Annotated in this window: 17 protein-coding genes and 1 pseudogene; 9 read left to right on the plus strand and 9 right to left on the minus strand. The window is 59.6% G+C overall.

Going from position 1 to position 20,726, the window contains the following annotated elements; genetic code table 11:
- Positions 1-19: 19 nt before the first annotated feature.
- Positions 20-1,093, minus strand: coding sequence for a type VI secretion system protein TssA (gene tssA, locus ACLD1Y_RS08550; RefSeq protein ID WP_429477222.1), 1,074 nt, complete (start codon positions 1,091-1,093; stop codon positions 20-22).
- 166 nt (positions 1,094-1,259) lie between these two features.
- On the opposite strand from tssA, the gene ACLD1Y_RS08555 reads away from it, so the two are divergent.
- From ACLD1Y_RS08555 to ACLD1Y_RS08580, 6 genes are all read left to right on the plus strand, one after another.
- Positions 1,260-4,022, plus strand: a complete 2,763-nt coding sequence (locus ACLD1Y_RS08555; protein ID WP_429477224.1) for a type VI secretion system Vgr family protein — start codon at positions 1,260-1,262, stop codon at positions 4,020-4,022.
- On the plus strand, positions 4,019-4,918 hold the full coding sequence (locus tag ACLD1Y_RS08560; RefSeq protein ID WP_429477226.1) for a DUF4123 domain-containing protein: 900 nt from the start codon (positions 4,019-4,021) through the stop codon (positions 4,916-4,918). Before ACLD1Y_RS08555 ends, ACLD1Y_RS08560 begins: the two co-directional genes overlap by 4 nt.
- A 196-nt stretch (positions 4,919-5,114) precedes the next feature.
- Positions 5,115-5,606, plus strand: coding sequence for a DUF3304 domain-containing protein (locus tag ACLD1Y_RS08565; RefSeq protein WP_429477228.1), 492 nt, complete (start codon positions 5,115-5,117; stop codon positions 5,604-5,606).
- Entirely contained in the window at positions 5,603-7,423 is a 1,821-nt protein-coding gene (locus tag ACLD1Y_RS08570; protein WP_429477230.1) for a T6SS phospholipase effector Tle1-like catalytic domain-containing protein, read from the plus strand. Before ACLD1Y_RS08565 ends, ACLD1Y_RS08570 begins: the two co-directional genes overlap by 4 nt.
- 331 nt (positions 7,424-7,754) lie before the next feature.
- Positions 7,755-7,985: a hypothetical protein gene (locus ACLD1Y_RS08575; protein ID WP_429477232.1), complete on the plus strand. Its 231-nt coding sequence runs from the start codon at positions 7,755-7,757 to the stop codon at positions 7,983-7,985.
- A gap of 232 nt (positions 7,986-8,217) precedes the next feature.
- On the plus strand, positions 8,218-8,568 hold the full coding sequence (locus ACLD1Y_RS08580) for a DUF3085 domain-containing protein (protein WP_429477234.1): 351 nt from the start codon (positions 8,218-8,220) through the stop codon (positions 8,566-8,568).
- Between the two features lie 182 nt (positions 8,569-8,750).
- On the opposite strand, the gene ACLD1Y_RS08585 is transcribed toward ACLD1Y_RS08580, so the two are convergent.
- Positions 8,751-9,659 carry an isocitrate lyase/phosphoenolpyruvate mutase family protein gene (locus ACLD1Y_RS08585; RefSeq protein ID WP_429477236.1) on the minus strand — a complete coding sequence of 303 codons (909 nt, stop codon included), beginning with the start codon at positions 9,657-9,659 and terminating at the stop codon, positions 8,751-8,753.
- Positions 9,660-9,668: 9 nt separating this feature from the next.
- Positions 9,669-10,799, minus strand: coding sequence for a homocitrate synthase/isopropylmalate synthase family protein (locus ACLD1Y_RS08590; protein ID WP_429477238.1), 1,131 nt, complete (start codon positions 10,797-10,799; stop codon positions 9,669-9,671).
- Between the two features lie 198 nt (positions 10,800-10,997).
- On the opposite strand from ACLD1Y_RS08590, the pseudogene ACLD1Y_RS08595 reads away from it, so the two are divergent.
- Positions 10,998-11,441: pseudogene (locus ACLD1Y_RS08595) on the plus strand (LysR family transcriptional regulator); the annotation flags it as partial.
- A gap of 161 nt (positions 11,442-11,602) precedes the next feature.
- Here ACLD1Y_RS08595 and ACLD1Y_RS08600 read toward each other — a convergent pair.
- From ACLD1Y_RS08600 to ACLD1Y_RS08620, 5 genes are all read right to left on the minus strand, one after another.
- Positions 11,603-12,007, minus strand: coding sequence for a cupin domain-containing protein (locus tag ACLD1Y_RS08600; RefSeq protein WP_429477240.1), 405 nt, complete (start codon positions 12,005-12,007; stop codon positions 11,603-11,605).
- Positions 12,008-12,023: 16 nt separating this feature from the next.
- Entirely contained in the window at positions 12,024-13,280 is a 1,257-nt protein-coding gene (locus ACLD1Y_RS08605; RefSeq protein WP_429477241.1) for a YbfB/YjiJ family MFS transporter, read from the minus strand.
- A 100-nt stretch (positions 13,281-13,380) separates the two neighbouring features.
- Positions 13,381-15,270 carry an FAD/NAD(P)-binding protein gene (locus ACLD1Y_RS08610; RefSeq protein WP_429477243.1) on the minus strand — a complete coding sequence of 630 codons (1,890 nt, stop codon included), beginning with the start codon at positions 15,268-15,270 and terminating at the stop codon, positions 13,381-13,383.
- Positions 15,271-15,276: 6 nt separating this feature from the next.
- Positions 15,277-16,119 carry an N-acyl homoserine lactonase family protein gene (locus ACLD1Y_RS08615; protein WP_429477245.1) on the minus strand — a complete coding sequence of 281 codons (843 nt, stop codon included), beginning with the start codon at positions 16,117-16,119 and terminating at the stop codon, positions 15,277-15,279.
- The gene (locus tag ACLD1Y_RS08620) at positions 16,116-17,480 is read right to left on the minus strand and encodes a KamA family radical SAM protein (protein ID WP_429477247.1); all 1,365 of its coding nucleotides are present in this window, start codon (positions 17,478-17,480) and stop codon (positions 16,116-16,118) included. Before ACLD1Y_RS08620 ends, ACLD1Y_RS08615 begins: the two co-directional genes overlap by 4 nt.
- Before the next feature lie 317 nt (positions 17,481-17,797).
- On the opposite strand from ACLD1Y_RS08620, the gene ACLD1Y_RS08625 reads away from it, so the two are divergent.
- Positions 17,798-18,721 (plus strand): LysR family transcriptional regulator, encoded by a 924-nt coding sequence (locus ACLD1Y_RS08625; RefSeq protein WP_429477619.1) that lies wholly within the window; start codon positions 17,798-17,800, stop codon positions 18,719-18,721.
- Here the strand turns inward: ACLD1Y_RS08625 and ACLD1Y_RS08630 are convergent.
- On the minus strand, positions 18,704-19,576 hold the full coding sequence (locus ACLD1Y_RS08630; RefSeq protein WP_429477249.1) for an EamA family transporter: 873 nt from the start codon (positions 19,574-19,576) through the stop codon (positions 18,704-18,706). The genes ACLD1Y_RS08625 and ACLD1Y_RS08630 overlap by 18 nt on opposite strands.
- Positions 19,577-19,934: 358 nt before the next feature.
- Between ACLD1Y_RS08630 and ACLD1Y_RS08635 the strand changes: the two genes are divergently transcribed.
- On the plus strand, positions 19,935-20,669 hold the full coding sequence (locus ACLD1Y_RS08635) for an ATP-binding protein (RefSeq protein ID WP_429477250.1): 735 nt from the start codon (positions 19,935-19,937) through the stop codon (positions 20,667-20,669).
- Positions 20,670-20,726: the final 57 nt, after the last annotated feature.

Consider the following 20,726-nt stretch of genomic DNA (forward strand, 5'->3'; position numbering starts at 1 on the left):
CCACCAGTGAACCCAGAGGTCAGCCGCCACTTTCGACAGCCTTGGCCACACCCAACACCTGCTCCAGACGAACCAGTGCGGCGTCATCCTTCAGCACCACCTTGAGCCACTCATGCAAGGGCATCTCCCCCCATTCAGCCGCTTGGTTTGCCATGTAGGCCACCGGACTGTGTGGCTCAGCCTGACGAAAGTAATCTGCCACTTCGCGCAGCCGATTTAGCGCCTCCTCGCGCGAAGCAATGCCTGACACCGCGACCGGAGCATCAGTTACTGAAGGCACAGCGGGAGGAGACGGCGAGTGAATGGGGTGCTGTTCAAGCACTGGAGCTTTCGATTCCTCCCCTCCACGCACATCCACACCCGCCTCTTTGGCAAACCGCTGAATACTGCCGCAAGCGGAGTCCAACGCCTCTCGGATTGCAGCAAATCTTGGCGTCTGATCGCCTAGACGCGCCTCTGCCTGGTGCTCCAGACTGCTTAGCGCGGCGACTGCATCCTGAATAGCAAGCCACTGGCGCCGATAGAACTCTACTGGCGTTGCAGCCCTGGCGCGCTCCAATTGCTCCAGCGTTACATGTTCGGAATCCCCAAGGCGGGCAGCCCCGGCTCGTTGGTGCGCCACGGCATAGTCAGAGAGCGTGAATAGCCGCGCGCCATCATCCACCACAGGGATCGACGACACCCAGCGCAAGCTCTGCTTGAGTACCCACGCCAAACAACCAACCCGCTGCTCAACATCGTCTCCGTCCTCGATGACGGGAAACAAATCGTCCCAGTACTGCTCAACCAACCCTGCAATCAAGCTGTAGCCTTGGGCCAGCCCTGAAAAACCCTGGGTATAGACCCAACCCTCCGTCAACCAGCCTGCAACACGCAGGTCTTTACTGTCCTCTCGCAACAGTTTCGAACACCGTTTAACTACTTCCGGCCAATTGGCGACTTTAAGATCGGCAACCCATTCACCTTGCTCTAAGGTTGGATCATCAAACTCCCGAAGTTTTTGTATCTCATCAAACTCAGACGAATATGTAAGATCTTTCCCTCTTCCGTGTAAGCCTTTTATAGAACGCAACAAAATTTCAAGATCAGACACTAAAACCCCCTACTAGTGATGCAATATTCTGTTGTAAGTGATTACACTACGCCCAGTCAGAAACTACGCTAGATAATCATCACTGTGTTTTTTCCGCCAGACAAGCCTGCGCCACAAACTTTCGCTTAGCAGCAGGGAAAAGCGTACGACATGGATATCAACGCCGATGAGCACAACTGCACCGATCATTATCAGTCACACACGCCTGCACTCGCTTGAATCAACACTAGACCAACTTCATGTAGAGCGTTGGTCCGGTTATGAAGTGCTGTCCGATCTTTACCGCTGGGATGTACTGGCCTTGACCAGCGACCACACGTTGCCGCTCAACACCCTCCTCGGCCAAAAGTTCACCCTGCTGACCACCTTGGCGGATGGCCGTCGGTGCCGGCGCACTGGGCTGGTCAATGTGGCGCGGCGTACCGGCAGCGACGGCGCGCTGACCCGCTACCATGTGCAGCTAGTGCCGTGGCTGTGGATACTGACCCAGAGCTTTCGCTCAAGGGTGTTCCAAGACAAGTCCGTGCAGGAGATCATCGACCAGGTATTCACAGGGTATGCGGACTACGCCAGCTGGCGCTTCACCAGCGACGCCGTGCAACTGCTCAGTGCGGTGCGCCCCCGTAGCTACTGCGTGCAGTACCGCGAGAGTGACTTTGACTTCGTGCAGCGACTGCTGGCCGAGGAAGGCTTGGGCTACTGCTTCGTCGAAGATGAATTGAGCCCATCCGGACACCGCCTGGTCATCTTCGGTGACAGCCCCATGCTCCCTGAAGATCCTACTTCCACTGGTGCCACTGGCTTGCGCTTTCACCGCGCTGATGCGACGGAAGAACAGGACACCATTCAGTTCATGGGCCGCGTCCATCAGTTGGGCAGCCGCCGCGTGACGCTATTGAGCTCTGACTATAAAAGTCGCCAGGCCATCAGCGCCTCGCGCCCCATCGGCCCGGAACGCGAAGGCCTGGAAAGCTACGACCCGGTGGGCGACTACGCCTTCGCCAATCTCAACGAAGCCGAGCATTACACCCGATTGCACATCGAAGCGATGCACACTGAGCAAGCGTCCTGGCAAGGTCGCGGCACCGTGCGCAGCGCCCGGACCGGCACACGGTTTCATCTCGGCGAGACGCCCTGGGCCGCTGCCGAGCATATGCGTGATATGCAGGATTTTCTCTTCACCGAGGTACGCAGCTACGGTATCAATAATCTGGAGTTTGGAGTTCCTGAGCTGGATGCTGATACCGCGGCGTTGCTGCGCCTGGAAACGCTCGATGCAGAAGTGCTCAGTGAGGCTGACCGCAGTGGTTTCGCACAGCAATTTCGCGCGGTACTGCACGCTCAGCGTTGGCGCCCTACCCTCGCCGACGGCACCGGCCAACGCCTGAATCCACGCCCGACCGCTCATGGGCCGCAAACCGCCATAGTCGCTGGCCCTGAAGGTGAAACCACGCCGGGCAGTAGCGGGCCAGTGCATTGCGATGCATTGGGTCGCGTCAGGGTCCGTTTTCATTGGCAGGCCGAAAACGACAGCGGTGCCTGCTGGCTCCGTGTCGGTCAAGCGTTCGCTGGCAAAGGCTTCGGCGCCCAATTTCTGCCGCGCATTGGCCAGGAAGTCCTGGTGCATTTCGTCAACGGCGACATCGACCGGCCGATCATTTCCAAGGCGCTATACAATGGCCGCGGCGAAGGCGGTGTTCCCCCGACGCCGGGTGGTACCCCTGGCGAGAGCAAACTGTCGGTGTATGAAAAAGCCGGCGATCAGCGCCCCAGCGCCGAAGCCAATCTCGCCGGTGGCAACAGCCCGGCCTGGCACGGTGGCGGTGCGGGCGACAGTTTGCATCGCAATGCGGCGGCGTTGTCCGGGTTCAAAACCCAGGGCTTTGACGGCAATGGCCATAACCAATTGGTGTTCGACGACAGTGACCAGCAAGGCCGTGTGCAGATGGCGACCACCCAAGCGCATACCCAGCTCAACCTAGGTCACCTGATTCACCAGGCTGGCAACTACCGGGGGAGCTTCCGTGGCCTTGGTTTTGAACTGCGCACCGATGCCTACGGCTCGATTCGTGCGGCCAAAGGCCTGCTGCTCAGCACGTACGCCATCGACCCGCAAACACCCGCCGGCGATGCCGTCGCCGCACAGGCACTGCTGCAACAGCAACGCGACCTGGCCGAACGCTTTGACCTGGCCGCGCAGGTCCATCAAACAGTACCGCTGGCCGCACATCGTGGGGTACAAAAAACCAATCAAAGCCTGCTGATCGACGACCAGTCGCCGCTCCATGCCCTGCACACCAGCCTGAATACCACAGTGACCAATGAACAACTGGCCAAGGCCGCCGGTGAAGCCCCGCAACGTGAACCCCATCACGCTATTCCCCACAGCGGTGATGCTCTACTGACCCTGAGTGCCCGCGACAGCATCGCCAAAATTGCGGGTCAATCCCTGCAATGGACAGCCGGAGAAACCCTCACGCTCGGTAGCGGTTACGACACACATATGGCCACCGGCAATACCCTGCGCTTGCACAGCGGCCAAGCCATCGGCTACCTCGCTGGAGCGCAAAAGGCTGAGGGTATTGGGCTGGCGATGATCGCCAGCGCCGGGACGGTGGATGTGCAGGCGCAGCGAAGTGATATCAACCTTAGCGCCCAAGGCGAACTGAAGATCATCTCGATCAATGCCGAAGCGGAAATGGCTGCGGGGACGACTCTGCACTTGGCCGTGGATGGTGGTGCAAGCCTGACGATGGAGGGCGGTAATATCACCTTCGCCTGCCCGGGGACGATCAAGGTGCATGCTGGCAAAAAGTCATTCACCGGCCCGGTACAAGAGGGTTTCGCACTGCCGCAGTTTCCGCGTAGCAGTTGCAAGAGCTGTATTCTGGATGCCATGCGCCAAGGTACACCGGGGGTGCTGGTGTGATCCGACGCTATGCCATCATCGACAGTGCACAACGGCCCCATTTCCATGAGCGACTGACCCGGCTCGGCGTGCGTTACCGCTCGCTGTTCGAGGAGCATGCCGAGGCCAGCCTGAAGGATATCGCGCCGCTGTTGGTCGAGTATCCCGAGGCCGCACCGCCGCCAAAACTGGTGGCGGAAATCGAAGCCTTAGCGAGTTCCAAGCCAGCCGTTAGCTTTTGGTGGAGTGCCCTGGACCTAGAGGCGCTTGCACAGCATTTCCACCCATTCCATCTCGTCAAGGTACCGGAGAAAGGTGGCCGCGAGATGCTGCTGCGCTGGTACGACACCCGTATTCTTCCCGAGCTGCTTTCATTGATGACGCCAGCGCAACGGGCCGTATTTTTGGATCAAGTGCAACAGCTTCACTATTACGACCGCTTCGGTGAGCGACAGGAATGGCTGTTCACGGACGCCCCCCTAGAAGGTCTCCCTGCTCTACCACCGCTTCAACTGGATGATGCGCAGTACGCCCGGCTGCTCGATGCCTGCGAGCCCGACGTGGCAATCGCGCAACTACGACGAGTGATTCCTGATGAAATGCGCAGGCTTCCGTATCGCGTGCTGCACCCGTTCGTAGCCCTTCACATGCAGGACACCGTCGCGCATGGCGTGGACCAGGTGGATGACCATGTGCAGTACCTGTTGCTGGCACTTTACACCTCGGGCGAATGCCGGAAGCACCCGGCAGTGCAGGAACGTCTTGCCGGCAAAAGTGACGCCTATGAACTGCCGTTCTCAGATTGGGCGTTGGGCCTGCCCGAGGATGTCTGGCTGAGTGGCATACCTTTGTGGGAGACCGCTACGGGAAAGGTGCCCGCCAGCGGTGATTATGTAAAGGACATGCAATGGAAATGATCTTGATGCGCCATTCCGGGTGCCTGCCGAAAGATGGCTTGCACGAATTGCACGGAGTACCACAGCTAGAACCTAATCGAGAAGACATGCCGAAGTGCAGACGCTCATGGCATCCGCGTGACGGGGCCAGGATTGCACATCATGAAACACTGGCGCACTCGCGCAGAGCTATAACAATAAAAATGGAGAAGTGGAAATGCGTCTGAAACCAATCTGGCTATGGCTTCTTGGCTTATTGTTTTTACTGAGCCTGACGGTAGTGGCTTGCAGGCCAGGTTCCAAAATGAGCTCTGTGGGTGTGGTCGGCTATAACCATACGGATACCACGATCGTCCAGTTTGTTCTGGATGGAGGTGGAGGAGAAAGTTTCATTGACGCCCACCGGGGCGGTGGCAGTACCAGTTGCTGTACGTCAATCCCCGCCAGGTGGCACCCTGGCTATGAGGTCGCGATTAAGTGGACCACCGATTTGGAAAATTTTAAGCAAAAGGTAGTGGCTGTTCCAGAATATGACGCGAAGGCTTCACGGATGGCAGTCCACTTTTTGCGCAACGGCGACGTGAAAATTTTTGTGACATCACTGTCTCTTGGGCATCCGGATTACCCTTTAACAGGCCCGGAAGCAGGTTTGAACGAAGGTGAGGATCCGATCAGAGATGAGTGGCGAAATCAGGGGAGGAAACCATGAACGCCCTTACAGCTACCGGTGCGCAATCAATGCCGGCAAGTGGTTTTCGATCGCTCACAGGCCAACAGGCCCAGAGGAGGGCCAAGGCGCTGGCCTGCCTGCGTGAGAAAGGTTCGGAATGCCAAGGACAAGTACATGTCAATATTTTTTTTGACGGTACCGGCAACAACAGGGACTGGGCCGGGACCTATGTGCAAGGGAAACTTCCCAGTGAACAGACGCAGCTTGAGCGGAATGGGCACAGCAACGTCGCACGATTGTACGATGCAAGGTTAGAAGAAGAATCAAGTGGCATCTTCAACCACTATATCCCAGGCGTTGGAACCCCATTTCCCGACATTGGCGACTCTAGTCAAGAAGGCGACATGCTTGGAGGCGCAGCCGCCAAGTACGGCGCAGAACGAATCAACTGGGCTATTCTCCAAGTGTTCAACTCAGTCCACCAATACGTCACTGGTGTTCAGCTGATTCCCCACGATCAAATGGAGATGGCTGGTAAAGCAATGTTTATTCATGCGCCAGTTGAAAGCGTGATCCGCAAGGCCAAGCTTGGAAGACGGGCCGCCCAACTGAAGGAGGTGGTGAAGGGTGGACAGCGCCGCGTGAAATCGGTCCACATATCGGCATTTGGATTTTCGCGTGGCGCGGCGCAGGCACGCGCCTTCTTACACCGCCTGTATGAATTCACCGATGCGTGGGGCAGCGGTTGCGGTCACAGTATCGCGGGAGTTCCTCTCTACATTAACTTCCTTGGCATTTTCGACACCGTCGCTTCGGTTGGCTTGGCAGCGATGAGCAGGGCCTCGGATGGCAAGTGGAGCTGGGCATCGGGTGAATTGATGAGCATTCACCCGGAGGCCAAGCAAGCCATGCATTTTGCTGCCCTGCACGAGCAGCGCATCAATTTCCCGTTGGACCTCGCCACAAGTGGCCAGGAGAGACTGTATCCCGGCATGCATTCGGATGTGGGCGGAGGCTACTCGCCAGGAACACAAGGAAAGGACTTTGTGGATGGCAAGGCGGATGGTACGGCCAAGCTGTCGCAGATTCCGTTGATCGACATGCACCACGAGGCGATCAAGGCTGGTGTGTTACTGAAGACCATGGAAGAAATCAAGCAGAAGCCCCTGCTGGGCATGCACTTCGGCTGTCACCCGCAGTTGATCCGTGACTACAATACCTGGCTGGAAGGTCATGCTGTCGGAGCCGGTGCACATGCGAAGCAGATCCGCCAGCATTCTCGACAATACGTAGCCTGGAAGGGAAAACGTCTCTGGGAAGGACCTGGGAACCTGAGCGAGCAGCCATTCTATAAGCAGTGCGACGCCGAGGACCGCTATGATCTTGCAAACGCGCAACGTGACTTCGGCAAGTTGGTAGCCGACCTAGCGAAGGTTCGTAAAGAATGGCTCGCGCACCTGGCGAAGATGAAACGCATAGAGACGGCACGCAAGACCGGACAGTTGATATTTGAGCCCTCCTCCCCCCCATCACTGCCGCCAACCAACTACGACCGTCTACCCACCGAAACTCGAAACCTGTTGGAGCTAGTGCTGAACCAAACTTCGGTGTCGGAAGCCAGTACCGTGCTGTTCGACAAGTACGTACATGATTCGCTTGCCGGCTTCTACCTGGGTACCTCGACCGAATTGAACATCGATATACTTAAGACTAACGGATATCTGCGCCATCGCTCGGTATTCAGCGTGGCAGGGGTCAGGCCGCAGGAATGCCGTGACCCGGCCAAGTCTCCGCCGGGCAATGTTCCATCCGTCGGCGGTGCTTTCCAGCAGCTAGGCAACACGCTGGGTCGTTGATCGTGCCCTTGATGGTGTGGGCAGTAGCCCAGTTCGTTGTACTACCTGCGGACGTGGTCAAGCGCCCGGTTTCATGGTGATGCACCTAGCAAGCCGAACATGCAGTATGTTGCGTCGAAGTTAGCGCCCCCTTGATCTGTCACCGGGAGCCAGCTGCCTCCACAAGCAACACCCTTCCGAGCACGATTGTGACCGCGACCTCGTCGCCGGAACATACGGCCCTGCTAGAGTGCGAAGCTCCCACACCGTGGAGCATCTTGTTATACCGATGTCCGTCTTCATGCCCCTCAAGCCACGATTTCCCTTCGGTGGCCTGACTATCTCTCGCTGTGTGGACGCCCTAATCCGCCAGGATCTGCTCGATCCGCTGCCCTATGTGCGCCGACACATCTGCGGCGACTGGGGTGATGTGCGCGAAGAACACAGACGCTACAACGACGCGGCCGTCGAACTCGGCGGCTACTTGCTGTCGTCCTATGTCCTCGGTGACGGCTTGGCTCTCTGCATCCTCACCGAAGCAGACCGGCGTCTTACTGCGATGTTCTTGCTGGATGAGTACTGACGGCCACAAAACCGGCACATCCCTGATGCGGTTTAACTGACGCCAGCTGCCACTCACCCGGCCACTCTGCTCGCATGTTCGCTGGCGTCGCCGGCAACACCCAGGCGGTCAAAGCCTTCAAGGCCGCGGTGCGTCAATGGCGCATTGGCCAAGTCATACCTTCATTTTTCCGTCATCCCAAGGGACACCCACCCTTGTGGTTGGGATGTCCCGCTGTTGCAAGGAGATCACCATGTCATTGTTCTTCAAAGGCAGCGATCTTAAGCCGGTGCTGGCCGAGGCCATCGCCAATCAATGCTCCATCATTCTGGTCAAGGACCAGGGCGTCTACTGGCTCGCCGAGCGGGGCGAGCGCCAACCCAACGGTCGCCAAAAGTTGATTGCCTACGCAGTTGGCTGCAACCCCGATATCGACGCTTTCGATGATTGGTGGGAGTTGTCCCGTAACGAGTTGGGCGGTGATGACTTCGGGGAATATTTCGATCCACAGTCGGAGGCGTTTACGCGCATCCTCGAAACTGCCGACGACCTAGAGCTTAGCGCCACAAAGACACACCTGAGGTTGCGCGTTGTCACGCCCTAACCCTGCACACAATTGACGGTCCACGTGAGCCCCCGCCCGCCGGGGGCCCTCAACCGTGCGTCCCAGCCTGAAAACTGCCTTCGCCGGGAGCTTCGCCCATCGCCTTCGTGCGGGCATCCTCATCACAGGACACAGCACCCAGTCAGGCCTTACCACTGCAAACTAGCCACGCTCCGTCACGGTCAGCGCGCTGGATTGTCACCCACCCCAACCAACGCAAACAGCTCCCCCATTGAGGTGCATCGTTCCTCCACCGCGACGGCCCGGTCATTCACCAACAGATCCTGGCAAACCTCACGCATCGCCTGGTGCGCGGCCCTAAGCAGTTGGTTGGCATAGATCACAATGCTCGCGCCCTGCTCATACAGCACGCTCGCCAAAATCCGGTTGTAGGTCGTTGGGACGCAGATCACCGGCTGCGGGTATCCGCGTGCTCGCAGGCGCTGCAGGAACTCAATGACCCTGTCGGGCTCGAAGTCCTTGGCGTGGATCATCACCCCGCTCGCGCCAGCGTCCAGGTACATGGATGCCCTGGTCAGTGCGTCGTCCACCGTCCGACCGGCGATCAGGCTCTCCACCCTGGCGAACAGCAGGAAGTCATCGGTCAACCGGGCGGCGATGCCGTGAGCGATTTTTTTCGCAAACCGCTCGGGATCCTCCAGCACGTGTTCGGCATTTCGGCACAGGCTGTTGCGCTTGGGATGTTGTTTGTCCTCGATCACCAGTGCACTGACCCCCATGCCCTCAAGGCGCGCAACCAGGTAGCACAGATTGGCCGCATCGCCACCGGTGTCGCCGTCGACAATCAGTGGCAGGCCCGATACCTGGCACACCTCTTCAATCAGCCCGATGCGCCGCTCCAGCAGGTACAACTCAATATCAGGCAGCCCCTGTATCGCTGAGCTGGTGAGGCTGGAGATCCATAGGGCATCGAACTGCACCGTCGGCGCATGCGGTGATCGGGCTTCGTTGGCGATCAGCGCACACAGCCCGCTATGGGCTTCAATGGCGCGCACACCTCGGCCCGTCTCCAACAACTGCTTGAGCATTGCCCGGCGTTGCTCCGGCAAGACCCGATACGCCAACGACATGGTCGCCTCCTACGCAACGGCCGAGCCGGCGGACTGATACAGCGCCACAAACTGGTCCGGACTCACCTCGCCGTGTTGCTGAATGGCCAACGCCCGTACCTTGATCAGGCTGTCTGCCAGGGCGGCTTCATCCACCGCGATCCCGCGCGCGTCCAGGATCTGTTTGAGCAGGGCACGACCTGAGTGTTTGCCAATGACGTAACGACGCATCTGCCCAACGGACTCGGGAGCAATCGGTTCGAACGCGGTCGCGTCCTTCAACATGCCATTGACGTGAATACCGGACTCATGGGCAAAGACATTGTCGCCGACCACAGGTTGCCACTTGGGAATAGGCTGGCCGGTCGCCGAGGCCACCCTCTCTGCCAACGCCTTGAAGCGTTCCGTGTTCAACCCCAGGTCCCGTCCATACAGATGCTTCAGGGCCAGGCTGGTTTGCATCAAATCCGGCATCCCGGCGCGCTCGCCCATACCGTTGACGCAGACATGGAAGTACCGCGCTCCGGCGCGCAGCCCGGCAAGTGTATTGGCCACGCCCAAGCCAAAGTCATTGTGGCAGTGGCACTGTAGATCGATCCGGGTAACATGACCCACCGCCTCAACCCGACGGGCGTACTCCTCTGGCCCCAGCATGCCAATGGTGTCGGACAGCCTCAGCCGGTCAGCACCGGCCTCTGTCACGGCGACCGCATAGGCTTGCAAGAAGGCGAGATCCGCTCTGCCGATATCCTCTGCGCTGATCGATACAAAGACCCCTCGGTCCTTGGCGTACCTGACCAGGTCGGAGGCAGTTTGCAGCAGCCAATCACGACTTTTACCGACACTAGCATCCAGATGAACATTGGAGGTCGGCAGGCCGATATGCACAGCCTCAAAGCCCAGATCGATCGAGAACTCCACGTCATCGCGAACGCCACGGTTCCACGCCACTAAACGAACTTCACTTCGGCGTTCGAGCATCTCGCGCAGGGTGTCCAATTCCTCTCCGCCCATGGCCGGGATCCCAGGTTCCACCCACTGCACGCCTGCGTCGATCAAGCAGTCCAGAATCGCGAGTTTCTGCTCCTTGGAAAAAGCAATGCCCGGCGCCTGCTCGCCATCGCGCAGGGTGGTGTCTTCAAGAACAAGGTCGTGTCGCATCTCAATGCACCTCCTTCCAACGATAACTGAAGGGGCAATGCTAGCGTTGCGCCGAGTGCGCACAAGCGATTAAAACTCACATAGCAAGTGCATCGAAATCGACACCACATCTGTGCTGGCACTGGCGGTTTTCCAAGACGCCGTTGCTGCTTATGATCGACCCTCACGCACGCTAGAGAACAAGAAGAGCAACAGCGCATGAGCGGTCATCGGCTTCCGTCACTGGGTGGGCTCAGGGCATTTGAATCGGCCGCCCGGCTGGGGCGTATATCGCTGGCCGCCCGTGAGCTCTGCGTCACGCCTGGCGCGGTCAGTCGTAGCATTCGGCACCTGGAGCAGGAGCTGAGAGTTACGTTGTTCAGCGGTCCCAAGAGCGCACTGTGCCTGACCGACCGAGGGCGGGAATTGGCGGCTGTACTGACTGACGCATTTGGCCGAATTGAGTCGACCATCGGCCCCTACTTCCATGAGGTAGCAGGGGCGTTGCAGCTGTCCTGCCCAGGCACCCTCGCCGCACACTGGCTGATCCCCAGGCTGCCTCGCTTCCAACGCCATGCGCCCGATATTCCAGTGCAGCTCACCACCTCGAATCGTCCCGTTGACTTCCAGCGGGAACCCTACGATGTGGCGATCCGATTGGCCGAACATGCACTGTCGCAGACCACACGCAGCTCGCAGCTGTTCCCCAAGAGTGATCTACAGTGCATTCTGAAAGGGTTCGCTAAACGTATGTGGCCGCGCATGCGCGCCCTGCCCCACAGATGGCTGATCCCCGCCCTAGCAATGATGATCGGGGAAAACGCCTACCGCACCTCCGGACTGCCCATCACCGTAGCCACCGGCTTGTTTTCATCATTGATGAAGACACACAGCAGCTTGATCGCCCTGTCGCCCAGCACCCTGGCGAAATGCACATCACCGTCAGTAATCATGTAGGACATGCCCGCTACAAAACGCTGATCAGGCTTACCCTCTGTGACCAGATCGAACTCCCCGTCCAATACGTAGGTCACCTCCAGGCCAGAGTGCCTGTGCGGTGAGGCACTGGTGCCCTGTGGCACCTCAATCAGATTCAGGTTGACGGTGAAGCCCTCGGGGAAATTGGCCCGCTGTAGTACGGTGCGGGTGATTCCACCTTGGACATATGAGGTGCCAACCGCGGCCGTCATGGAGGCCGTGGCTTCTTCGTTGTGCTTGATATCACTCATGACGAATTCTCCTCTGCTACCTGGATGAACAACCAAGCCCGCTCGGGGCCAGCGCCAAGGCCTTTTGCCGCGACGCCAACGCCGCCCCGATGAACAGGGCAACTGCCGATACGATCAGCCCCCGTTCCAAGCCCCCTGGGCCGTCCGCGATCCAGCCCACCATGGCCGGGCCTACGATCTGCCCCACCGCAAACACCACCGTGAATGCGCTGATGCCCGCCGACCACCCAGCCTGGGGCAAGTTGTGCCGCACCAGGGCCGTGGTTGATGCGACCACCGACAGGAACACACCACCGAACACCAGGCTGGAGACAAACACGACGACTACATTGCTGGTCAGGGCCGGCAGGATTGCCGCCACGCCCAGTACGCCGTTGAGGATCGCCAGCGATTCGCCGCCCTTGAATCGCTCCAGCATGCGCGCCCAGATACGCGAAGACGCCACCACTGCCAGACCGAGCAGCGTGTAGAAGCCGGTGATCAAGCCCGGCCGCAAGCCTTGCTCATTGAGCAGCGCGACGACAAAGGTCATGTAGCCGATACAGCCAACACCAAACATGAAGTAGCCAGAAAGTCCGAATGCGAAGGACTTGAGCGCAAAGTGCTGTGCCTGGCCGGACGCAGCGGGTGCCTCGCCGATCGCTCGTGCCGGAAGTGCCAGGATGGCCGTCGCCACCAGACAGGCAACCCCCAGCGCCAGCCAGGACCATTGCCAGGCATGGGCTGCGCCGAAGCCCTCGGCGTACCGCTGTGCCACCGGCACCGCCAACGCCGAGAGTGCGATGCCGAGCCCTGTGCCACCGTAGTACAGGCCGATCAGAAACCCCGCCCGCTCACTGCGCAACGTGCCCAAACGCGCCGCAAGCACGCCACCGGCAATGAAGATGTAGGCACTGACCACGCCTGAGCTGCTGCGCTGCAGCAACAGTGCAGCGGTATCGAAGACAATGCCCGAGAGCAGCATGAAGATCACCGCAAGTACACAACTGACCACCAGCACGCGCCAGACACCAAACGCGCGCATCAGGGCTGGTGCGGTCAATGCGCCGGCCAAGTAGCCAATCGCATTGCCCGTATTCATCGCACCAGCGACCAAATACGACCAGCCCAGATCAGCGCGCATTGGTGGAAGCAGCACGCCATAGGAGAACCGGGTGAAGCCCAGAGCAATGGCCGCCGCCAGCGATAGGGCCAGTGCCGTGGTGAGCGGATGGCTTCGCGCGAAGTCTTCCGAAAGCTGAGGGACACCGAAAGAGTAGCGATACCTGTTCATAGCATTTCAACCCAAACACCCGTTGTACGGACCTCACGGCAGCGGCGAACCACACTTCCGCGACAACCACTGAAATTTTCGATCAACAGCACGTCGCCTGTCATTGAACGGCGTCACCCATATCGACAGCCGGCTCACCCACTGACACGCGGTCGTACCGCTGCCGCATCAAAGCCAACAGCTGCGAGGCACAGCTCTGCGCATCGCGTGTGAATCTGGAGTCCAGCATCGGCCGAGGCAGAGCATGCGTATAGAAGTGCGCGCCCTCGGCCGGGATGCCGATGGCCCATAGGCACTCGCTTGTCTTGCCACCGCTGTCGATAACCCGCATCTCAGGATCGATATCAAGCCCGCCAGGGTGGTACCCACCGTTGCGGTAAGGACGCACGGTTCGCCTGCGCATCAGGTTTCGGGTGAGCCGCGATGAGTCGGTCTCTGGTGAATAGATGTCCAGGCTGGCGATCACCAGCACATCTGCGGCGTGCCTGACCGCCTCCTTGCAGAACTGATTGATGATGCAGAACCTGCCGCTCTCGACATCCATGACGATATGGTTGCCCGGACCGCCCGCCACATCGACCACGCCCGCATCCATCAGCGCGAGAAGCTCCGCGTTGCGCTGCCACGGCGGCCCGAAGGTAATCCGGTTGGTCGTGGAGACAAACTCTTCCACGTACACCCGGTGGGACGCAGGTGTCAGGCCGGAGAACTCAACCGCTGCCCGCAACGCCTCCCGCGCATCGCGCAGTACGTCCGCCGCCGCCTTGAGCGGGCTCGCCAGGTTGCCCTTGCGGGCTTCGGCAAGATCGACCTCCACCAACCGTCGGAAGAACCCCTTGAAAGCCTCGAAGGAGTGAAAACTGCTTCCCTGCAGCGGATTCAGCAAGCTGGCGATAGCATCGAGCTCTGCTTTGGTCGGCTCAAAGGTTACCGGATCCAGGTCGCCGCCCAGCAGGCTCGAACGGTAGGCGTAGGCCATCTCCTTCATGACCAATGGCAGCACCTGCGCTACGAAATCGAGCTGGGGCCTACCTACGCCCTCGATCCCACCGGTACCCCGCAAAGCATTGATCGCAGCCGCAGTAAAGAAGCGTGCCTGATGCTGCCCGGCAATGCCCTTCTGGTTGATACCACGTGCAGCAAAGGGAAGGCAGCTTCGCGAAAACAGCAGAAGCTTCGGCTCCCGCCCGCTCGGCAGATAGCACAACCCATCACCCTGCGTAACGAAGCGACCGCCGCGCCCGACGGTCAAGGTCGCGACGACGTCGTAGGCCGTCAGCCCCATTCCCCGTACAGCTACTGTGGCATGCTCTGAGATCGCAGCCAGACGCTCTGTCGGGTAGGCACTGGCGAAGTACTCCAGCATGGAGTTCTTTATGCCCCGCGTGCGTGCGAACTTGGCAAACACCAGATCAGTTGCAGTGGGCACACGCGTACCGTGCCCCGTGGCCAGGACCACGTAGTCGGCAAAATATCGGAAGCCGTTGTCAAGGCACACAACGAAGCCGCCTTCCTTCTGCCTGATCAGGTCCACAACGCGACGCCGGTGGTGCTTGATGCGCACATTCCTAGCGAACGCAAGGGCGACCCTGGCATACGCCCATATCAGGTACTCGCCCAGAAGGCAGCGTGGCAAGTGGTCATGATCACTGATCTGATCACCCGCGCCAGCCTCGACACCTATGGGCAGGTAACGACTACCGAGCTTGCGATACCCCGCACTACGCGCCCATTCGGTCAACGACATGCGGTCTTCTCTGGCCACCGCCGCCTGCTGGGCAAAGATGCCAACCTGCGAGGCGACGGTGTTGGTAAGAAGGTAGCCAGGCTGGAGCGGGGAGTGGGAGCCCTGGCCGCACTCACCGGGCTCGACCACCTCAACGTGCAGTTCAACGTTGATCGGGTCGTCAGCCAGCAGCTGTGCCATGCGTTCAAGAACGCTGAGGCCACGCGGCCCCATTCCAACGATGGCGACACGTACGGTCTCCACAGTGCCCTACCCCGTTCCGACAACAGGAAAGAGCTTTGCATTCACGCCGTCGGACGCGATCGGCGAGAAGTGCAGCAGCGCAATATTGTGGTTGCCGATTAGCGAGGGAAAAACCTCCAGCACCTTGGGATCATGGCCCGGAATAATGTGGCTGGGACCATCGGCAAGCGCCTCGACCGTGGCATAAGCATCCAGCATGTCATCCACGTCAACCATCATCGGGTACGGGCTTCGCCGACGAAGATTGCTCCAGTAGTGCGCAGCATCGCTGGCCAAGACCACCTGGCCACGCGCAGTCCTCACCGCTACCACCTGCAGCCCTTTGGTATGCCCGCCCACCTGTTGAAGCACGATGCCGTCTGCAAGTTCGCTACGGCCTTTGTGCATCACCATTCGCCCCTCGAACAGGCAATTGATTGCAACCTGCACGTCTCGGGCGGCAAAGGGCCGGCGCAACACCTCATACCCCATGCACCGCCCCGTGCAGTAGGCCATCTCGTCCTGTTGAATATGAAAGCGCGCATTCGGGAACGCACGCATGTTGCCGGCATGGTCGTAATGCATGTGCGTGATCACGACGTCGGTCACGTCCTGTGCATCGATATCGATATGCTGAAGCATCTCTATCGGGCTTTGCAGGTAGGTGCGCTGACGCCTCACTGCGGTTTCTTCGTCAAAGCCGGTATCTATGACGAACACACAGTCTGGCCCCTTGATCGCCCATACGAAGAAGTCCAACGGCATTGGCCCCTTGTCGTGCGGGTCCGGGAACATGAAGTTCTCGAAGGCACGCCGCGACGGGTGTGTTGCGTAACGCAGGGCGTACACCTCATAGACGCGCTTGCTCATGATGGCTCGTCCTCCAACTGCGCCGCCCTGGGGTGAGAGCTGGATGCACCTGCTCGTTCCACTGCACCTTCCTCAAAGAAGAACCGCTTCTCCCCGAATGCCGGAACCAACTGGTCGAGCCACACCGCCTCAGGGTCAAACTTGGCGTAGAACGGCCGGCGTACCCAGTCCGGATCCCTGCCTTGGAGGAACTGCAAGGCAAAGACCTTCTCGCCGCGTAGCGTGGGTGTTCCATCAATCAGCACCTTGCCAGGCCCTGCGCTCATCGACGGCCCGCGCACGGTCCGGGCCAACCCGGAGACCTGCGCGTAGGCGGTCCGGAAGATTTCGTATGCATCCGCCAACGGCAAGCCGAAGTAGTCACTGGGCCCAGTGTCTCGTTCGACAAACATGTAGTACGGGACAGCGCCCAGTCTGACGCCCGTTGCCCAGAGTTCGACCCAGTCGGCGGGATCATCGTTGACGTGGCGCAGCAAGGGCGCCTGCATGCGCAGCACCGCCCCCGTGGAGACGATGCGCCTTGCCGCCAGCTGCGCGACGGAAGTACGCAGCTCTGCGGGATGTGTGTAATGGGCCATGACATCAAGGCTTCTGCCGGAGGCCACCACGTTCTCGAAAAGCAGCAACACTGCATCGGCGTCCTTATCGGCCAGGAAACGCTGCGGCCAGTAAGCCACAGACTTGGTCCCTATCCGGATGTTGCGGATATGCGACAGCTCCGGTACCAGCAGCGGCTCGATATAGTTGGCCAATGCCCGTGCGCTCATCACCATCGGGTCTCCCCCCGTGATCAGAACGTCGCTGACTTCGCTGTGCCGCTTCAGGTATTCGACCAGCTCAACGGTGTTCCTGGCATCGAACTTCAGCTCATCCATGCCGACAAATTGCGGCCAGCGGAAGCAGAACGTGCAATAGGCGTGGCAGGTTTGCCCGGCTGCGGGAAAGAACAGCACCGTTTCGCGGTACTTGTGCTGCATGCCGCTCAATAGCTTCCCATCGAACCGGGGCACGTTATCGGTCATTTGTCCCGCAGGATGGGGATTCATCCGCGCCCTGATCTGATGCACCAGGCCCTCAATCCTCTGCTCGTCCTTGTCGAGCAATACCAACGCACGCAGAGCTTCATACTCCGGCGGTCGCAGCATGTCGCGATGTGGAAACGTGAGCCGGTAAATCGGATCGTCAGGCACATTGTCCCAGTCGATCAACTCATCCAACACATAGGAATTGACGCGAAACGGCAGCACCCGGGAGACGACCGCAACCGCCTCCCGCTGCTCCAGGGAGAGCTTGCTCCACTGTGGCGCCCCGCCTATGGATCGAGACGTGTAGGGGGTGAATTTACGGGCAGCGTCACTCATGACAAACCTGACCTCACGCGACCATCGGAATTGTCCTACAGCACCAGTACATCCCGACGTTACATCAGCGCCTTGATACCCACGGGCGATGCACACAGATGCCACGAAAGCCAAAGACTAACGCCACACCAGGCGTCTGCAAGCGATTAAAACTCACATGGCAAGTGCATTGGAGTCGACGCGAAATCTGTGCTGTCAGAGGTGGTGTTCCTAGGCCTTGGCTGTGCTTATGATCGACACATGAGTACGTGATCACTCGGCACACTTTTGCCGAGGGCGCTTCGAAAACACACAATAAAAATAAAGAGCAACAGGACATGAGTGGTCATCGGCTGCCTTCACTTGGTGGACTTAGGGCATTTGAATCGGCTGCCCGGCTGGGGCGTATGTCGCTGGCCGCACGTGAGCTCTGCGTCACACCTGGCGCGGTCAGCCGTAGCATTCGGCACCTGGAGCAGGAGCTGGGGGTCACGTTGTTCTGCGGCCCCAAGAGGGCGCTATGCCTAACCGACCGAGGGCGGGAACTGGCGACTGTACTGACTGACGCATTCGGCCGTGTCGAGTCGACCATCAGCCCCTACTTCCATGAGGTAGCAGGGGCGTTGCAGCTGTCCTGCCCAGGCACCCTCGCCGCACACTGGCTGATCCCCAGGCTGCCTCGTTTCCAACGCCATGCGCCCGATATTCCAGTGCAGCTCACCACCTCGAATCGTCCCGTTGACTTCCAGCGGGAACCCTACGATGTGGCGATCCGATTGGCCGAACACCCACTACCGGATACCACACGCATCTCACAGCTGTTCCCCGAGTTCGTCGGTCTTGTGGTGTCCCCGAACCTGTTTAAACAGGATGCGGAACCCAGCCTATCGGCGCTGTCCCAATTACCTGTGCTGTGCAGCCGCACTCGCCCACAACTCTGGGCGCTTTGGGCAAAACAGCAGGGAATGGCCGAAGACAGAACACTCAGCGAGCTTGATCATTTCTACTACGTCATCAAAGCCGTAAAAGCCGGACTGGGTATCGGCGTAGTCCCTTGGCAACTGGTGATGGAGGACCTGGAGCAAGGTGAGTTGCTTGCTCCGTTTGGCTTTATCCGAAGTGGTCACGCCTATGTGGTGGCACGCAGGCAAATCCGCTCGGCCCGCGTCGAGCGCCTCTGCGCCTGGCTGGTGAACGAGGCAAAGGCGACACCCCTGCCCGAAGAGCCCTGCCTTCCTGTGCACTCAGGACAACACCAGTAGCACGACCCCCAGCGTCAACAGCACGCAGCCCACCAGACGCCCGCGATCCATCGGTTCATGCAGGATCACTACCGCGAGCACCGCACCGATCATCATCGACATTTCCCGCACAGGCGCTACGACACTGAGGGGGGCTCCCTCGCTCAGCGCCACGAGCACCAGGATGTAGGACATGGGCGAGAGCGTGCCGACCAGTAAAGCCAGCACCCAATACCCCTTCATTGCCCGCTGAGTATGCTGCCGCTGGGCAATCGCCCACGGTAGCAACAGCCCGAGCCGCACCATGTGTGCACACCAGTCCAGCACCACGGGGGCAATCAGCAGGACCTTGACGCCATAGGCATCCACCACGCTGTAGCTGGCGATCAACACCCCGCTGGCAGCGCCCCAGCGAATTCCGGCCAATGCCTGCGACTGCTTGAAGCGCGACCAGCGACCGCGTGCGGCGATCAGTACGATACCGATCACCACCGCGCCCACACCGACCAACGCGTTGGCGCCCGCGGGCTCGCCGAGCAATACGATTGCACCGACCGTCGCCACCGCAGGCCCGGTACCTCGTGCCACTGGATAGACCACCGACAGATCGGCAACCTGATAGCCGCGCTGCAGGCTCAGGTTGTAGCCCAGGTGCAGAACCCCACTCAGTACGATGCACAGCAGCACCGCAAGGCTCCACGGCATGCCATCCCGCCACAGAATCCAGACGACCCAGGGGGCATACACCACACACCCCAGCAAGGTGTAGGCAAAGACAAACGCTGCGCCAACGTCCGCCGCGCGCTTGGCCAACAGGTTCCAGGTGGCATGGATCACTGCGGCCAGGACGACCAGAAGAACCGTCACTATCGACATGACAATGCTCTCGCCAAATCAACATGCGGGATGAAACCGACATCCCGAGAACGAAAATTCTACGCTCGTCATGGGGCATCGGCGTCTCAAGCCACACGACGGTGACACGCACGAAAATGTAACGTCTGATGTCGCTCGCAGCGATCACCTACGCCCGTCCCACAATTGTCGGTCGAGCAGCAGCACTAATCCCTAAACCCCCTCACACATTGGTGGTCATTCTGCCCACCCAAATCCGTCATTTCGTTGGATGATAGCCACGACGGCTATCGGGACATGCTCCTGCATTCCCCTCACAAAACAGCCGCCCAACCAAGGAACCCATTGATGACTTCACTATTCATGCAAGGTATCGATCATGCGCGAACTTACTACCTCATTGATGAAAGCCTATTACCACCCGATTGAAGCAGCGATCCGCTGGAGTGACCTGCATCACTTCGAAACCTCAATCCTGGCACAACTCGGCGACCGCCTACGCCCGACCAAGGACGACTTTCCACGCTGGCCAAACCTGCATTTGAACAGCGAGCGCATCTACTGTGCGCTGTACAACGGCGACCTCCCCTTCGGCAAGCAAGGCATCATCTGTCAGGACAAAAGCCTGCTGGAGTCTCCCGAACTGAGCATCTGCGAGCCGCACCTGAAGGCCTGGATGCAACTCCACTATCCGGCAGACAAGCCGAGGTTTTTGTATGGGCCTGCCGAACGTCGCGGCCTGACGTGGACGGCGATGCAGGAGATGTCGGCCAACCACACGGAGCTGAAAGTGCAGCTCGAAATGTGCGCCAAGAACGGGGCACAGTTGAAAGAGCAGAAAGCCCTGCTGGAGCGCGACCTGGCTAAGTTGCGACACCTGGCCCCTCCCGGCGAAGAACTCAGTGACCGTGGCCGCTCTGCCTTGTTGAACATCATCGGCGGCTTGCTGACGGTCCTGCGCGGCAGCTCCCCCGGCGGGCAACGCTACAGCCAGTTCGACAGTGACTCGGCGATCATGCAGACGATCATTTCCTACCACGGCGGGCGTGTCGGCATCACCGAGCGCACGATGCAAAAGCATTTCGCCGCGGCTCGCCGCAGCCTGGGCGCTTGAGCTAGTCCCCGGAACCGCAACTGCGGCCGAGTCCCCCGCAGTTGCGGTAGCCGCAGG

The organism is Pseudomonas sp. 18175 (assembly GCF_050432925.1).
Classification (GTDB): domain Bacteria; phylum Pseudomonadota; class Gammaproteobacteria; order Pseudomonadales; family Pseudomonadaceae; genus Aquipseudomonas.